Source organism: Dialister sp. CAG:357 (genome assembly GCF_000435155.1).
GTDB lineage: Bacteria > Bacillota > Negativicutes > Veillonellales > Dialisteraceae > Dialister > Dialister hominis.
On record NZ_FR896368.1, the window covers coordinates 1 to 3,808 of the forward strand.

Sequence of the window (3,808 nt, forward strand, 5' to 3'; positions counted from 1 at the left end):
CTATAAAAACAACACGAAATGTCCTATAAGCCACCTTCTTCCCTTCATGAAACAAGAAAAGGCGAACTCCGATAGAGTCCGCCTTCCCCTATAAAGTAATTGTCAGAGACAATTATTTCATTTCTACTGTTGCGCCAGCTTCTTCGAGCTTCTTCTTCATTTCTTCAGCTTCAGCTTTAGCTACGCCAGTCTTAACTTCCTTCGGAGCGCCGTCTACGATAGCTTTAGCGTCTTTCAGGCCGAGTCCGGTGATTTCACGAACTGCTTTGATAACCTGGATCTTCTGAGCGCCGACATCCTTCAGGATTACGTCGAATTCAGTCTTTTCTTCTTCAGCTGCTGCTGCTGCTGCCGGAGCTGCTGCTGCAACTGCTACCGGTGCTGCTGCGGAAACACCGAATTTGTCTTCGATTGCTTTTACGAGTTCGGAAAGTTCGAGTACGGACATTTCGCTAATGGCGTTAAGGATTTCTTCGTTTGTCATTTTAATTTCCTCCATGGAATGTTTTATTTATGCGTAGATCTTACGCAGATTCTTTCTGTTTACGCACTGCTTCGATAGCATATGCGAATTTCTGGATATTTGCGTTGAGTGCACGTGCCAGTCCTGCGATAGGAGCCTGGAGTGTTGCTGCAACCATACCCAGCAGCTGTTCTCTGGATGGTAGATCTGCCAGAGCCTGAACGCCTTTTGCATCGATGACTTTGCCATCGAGAAGGCCAGCTTTTACAACGACTGCTTCGCTCTTGGTTTCAGCCAGGAATTCTTTCAGTGCTGCTGCCGGTGCTACCGGATCGTCCTTGCAAACTGCAAGACCGTTCGTGCCCTGAAGCAGATCATCGAGACCTGTGATTCCAAGATCGTTAGCTGCGATGCGGGTCAGTGTGTTTTTAATGACCTTGTATTCAACACCGTGTGCCAGGAACTTACGGCGCAGCAGCGTCGCGTTCTTAACGTCGAGTTTGTTGAATGTTACAAGTACGACGCCCTGGTAACCAAGTTTTTCCTTCATTTCTTCAACGACGGTAACCTTTTCAGGACGAACGTTAACTTCATACTTTTCTTCGCTCATAGTACACCTCCTCTGCTAGTGTGTTTTTATTATTTATCACGTTAGCTAAAACGACCCCGCAAGCCTGCGAGGTCGTGTACCGGTGTTTCCAGTACTCAGCCTCGGGAGGCGGGCATATGCCCATTAAAAATTAATTACCGCCGGTCTTAAGCTAAGTGTAAATAGACTTATTGAGCTTTCGGTGCAGCTACAGCCTGGATGTCCAGGTGGATTCCCGGGCCCATGGTGGAGCTGATGGTCAGGCTCTTCATGTAGTTACCTTTTACAGAAGCTGGACGAGCCTTCTGAATGGTATTGAAAATAGCGAGCAGGTTCTGTTTCAGTTTATCTTCGTCGAAGGATACCTTGCCGATGATAACCTGTACGTTGCCGGCTTTATCGGTACGATACTGTACCTTGCCGCCTTTGATTTCGTTGACAGCTTTTGTAACGTCCATGGTTACGGTGCCAACCTTCGGGTTTGGCATGAGGCCTTTCGGTCCGAGTACACGGCCCAGACGGCCAACAACAGCCATCATGTCCGGTGTAGCTACTACGACATCAAAGTCCATCCATCCCTGCAGGATCTTGTCAGCGAGTTCTTTTCCGCCAACATAGTCTGCGCCTGCTGCCTTAGCTTCGTCTTCCTTGTGGTCTTTTGCGAACACGAGGACTTTCTTTGTTTTGCCGGTGCCTGCCGGAAGTACGGTAGCGCCGCGGAGCTGCTGGTCAGCATATTTCGGGTTGATATTCAGGTTGAAAGCAGCTTCAACGGTTTCGTCGAATTTTGCGGATGCTGCTTCTTTTATAAGCTTCACAGCTTCGTCGATGTCATAGAGTTTATGACTGTCAACGATGGCTGCTGCGGCTTTCTGTTTCTTTGTCAGTTTTGCCATTGTTTCCTCCTTTGTGGTCATAAGGGATTTCCCCTGCCACTAACGGGTCAGTCTTAGTCTACAACTTCGATGCCCATAGAACGGGCTGTGCCTTCTACAAGGCGCATTGCTGCTTCTACTGTATTTGCGTTCAGGTCAGGCATCTTTGTTTCAGCGATTTCCTTAACCTGAGCTTTGGTGACCTTGCCAACTTTCTTCTTGTTCGGTTCACCAGAAGCCTTTTCCAGACCAGCTGCCTTCTTCAGAAGAACTGCTGCCGGAGGAGTCTTACAAATGAATGTAAAGCTTCTATCTTCAAATACTGTAATTTCTACAGGGATAATCAGGCCTGCCTGCTTAGCAGTACGATCGTTAAAGTCTTTAACGAAAGCCATGATGTTAACGCCTGCCTGGCCGAGGGCCGGGCCTACTGGCGGAGCCGGGGTAGCTTTACCTGCCGGTACCTGCAGTTTTACAATTTTAGAAATTTTCTTTGCCATGTGTTACACCTCCTTATCCTTTTAGGAATGTGGTACTTACGGGCTGTAACGGGCCCTCCCACTGTGAGACGAGCCTAGTTCAAGACAGTCTCACAAACTTATGATCAAAGCAGATCGAATGAACCCGCTTCGAGCTCGATAGTAGTCGTCGTGCCAAAGTTGCTGATATCCGCTTTGACTTTACTCCTGTCATCGGATACTTCCAGCACTACTGCGGTACGATCTTCAAAAGGTCCCTTGGTGATACGGATGCGGTCCCCTGTCTTGACGTCAGTCGTTGGCTGAGCCTTCTGTCCGTTGCCATTAATGATGCGTTCTGCTTCTTCATCAGAGAGCGGAATCGGCTTCGTGGCTGTTCCGACAAAACCTGTAACACCAGGCGTGTTTCTTACGACATACCAGCTTCTGTCATTGACTTCCATCTGGATCAGAAGATAGCCAGGGAAAACCTTGCGGGATACAGTCTTTACCTCTCCATTCTTTTCTTCCTCTTCATCCTGAAGTGGCAGAAGGATCTGAAGGATTGTGTCATCCATTCCCATGGAATGAACTTTTCTGGTCAGCGTATCCTTGACCTTATTCTCGTATCCGGAGTATGTATGAATTACATACCAGCGGATGTCTTTCTGGGAGCCTTCGGAAGGTTTGCCGATTTCAGTCGGCGCGCTGACTTCCGGTTGTTCTTCTTTTGAAATATTCTTGTCTTCAGCTTCGATATCCGGCATAGTCTCTCTCCTTTCAGCCCACAGCGTTGACTAATAACTTGGAGAGGCCCATGAATACGAAGTCTACTGCAACGATCATAATGGATACCAATACCACGGACACAATGACGGCAACGGTATACTGAATCATCTGTTTTCTAGTCGGCCAGATGACCTTCTTCATTTCCATCTTGGTTTCTTTGAAAAACCTTGTCCAGGACTGATTGGCTTCCTGTGCTTTCGCTGCCGATGTTTGACGCTTCGCCTTGGCCATACTCACACCCCAGTTCTAATGAAAGAAATAATTATTTCGTTTCCTTATGAAGAGTGTGTTTGTGGCACCATTTGCAGTACTTCATCATTTCGATACGTTCAGTCGTATTCTTCTTGTTCTTGTTCGTACGATAATTGCGGCGCTTGCATTCTGTGCATGCAAGAGTAATTCCTTCACGCATTATTTACACCTCACTCAATCTTTCTCGGCCCACGGCCAATTAACATGCTTAAACAGTATATCACACGCTTTTCACGTAAGTCAATACTGCACTTAAAAAAGCCGGGCCATCCCAGCGAAACTATTGTAACACATCCCCTCACAAAGTACAATTCTTTATTTTTGATTTTTATCGTCTTTTTTACAAAACTAAAATTGCAAGTTCAAATTGAACACCTTTAAC

The 3,808-nt window shown here is 46.9% G+C and carries 7 protein-coding genes; all 7 read right to left on the reverse strand.

The genetic code is table 11. The features are described from left to right. Window positions 1–112: 112 nt before the first annotated feature. The gene (gene rplL / locus M3200_RS01230) at window positions 113–484 is read right to left on the reverse strand and encodes a 50S ribosomal protein L7/L12 (RefSeq protein ID WP_022381720.1); all 372 of its coding nucleotides are present in this window, start codon (window positions 482–484) and stop codon (window positions 113–115) included. Between the two features lie 40 nt (window positions 485–524). Further along, window positions 525–1,073: a 50S ribosomal protein L10 gene (rplJ, locus tag M3200_RS01235; protein ID WP_022381721.1), complete on the reverse strand. Its 549-nt coding sequence runs from the start codon at window positions 1,071–1,073 to the stop codon at window positions 525–527. Between the two features lie 167 nt (window positions 1,074–1,240). Then, a complete protein-coding gene (gene rplA / locus M3200_RS01240; protein ID WP_022381722.1) occupies window positions 1,241–1,948 on the reverse strand; it encodes a 50S ribosomal protein L1 in 708 nt (235 codons plus the stop codon). 53 nt (window positions 1,949–2,001) lie between these two features. Further along, window positions 2,002–2,427, reverse strand: a complete 426-nt coding sequence (rplK, locus tag M3200_RS01245) for a 50S ribosomal protein L11 (protein ID WP_022381723.1) — start codon at window positions 2,425–2,427, stop codon at window positions 2,002–2,004. 104 nt (window positions 2,428–2,531) lie between these two features. Next, window positions 2,532–3,152 (reverse strand): transcription termination/antitermination protein NusG, encoded by a 621-nt coding sequence (gene nusG / locus M3200_RS01250; RefSeq protein WP_022381724.1) that lies wholly within the window; start codon window positions 3,150–3,152, stop codon window positions 2,532–2,534. A gap of 13 nt (window positions 3,153–3,165) precedes the next feature. After that, a complete protein-coding gene (gene secE, locus M3200_RS01255; RefSeq protein WP_022381725.1) occupies window positions 3,166–3,405 on the reverse strand; it encodes a preprotein translocase subunit SecE in 240 nt (79 codons plus the stop codon). Window positions 3,406–3,436: 31 nt separating this feature from the next. After that, the gene (rpmG, locus tag M3200_RS01260) at window positions 3,437–3,586 is read right to left on the reverse strand and encodes a 50S ribosomal protein L33 (RefSeq protein WP_008860352.1); all 150 of its coding nucleotides are present in this window, start codon (window positions 3,584–3,586) and stop codon (window positions 3,437–3,439) included. Window positions 3,587–3,808: the final 222 nt, after the last annotated feature.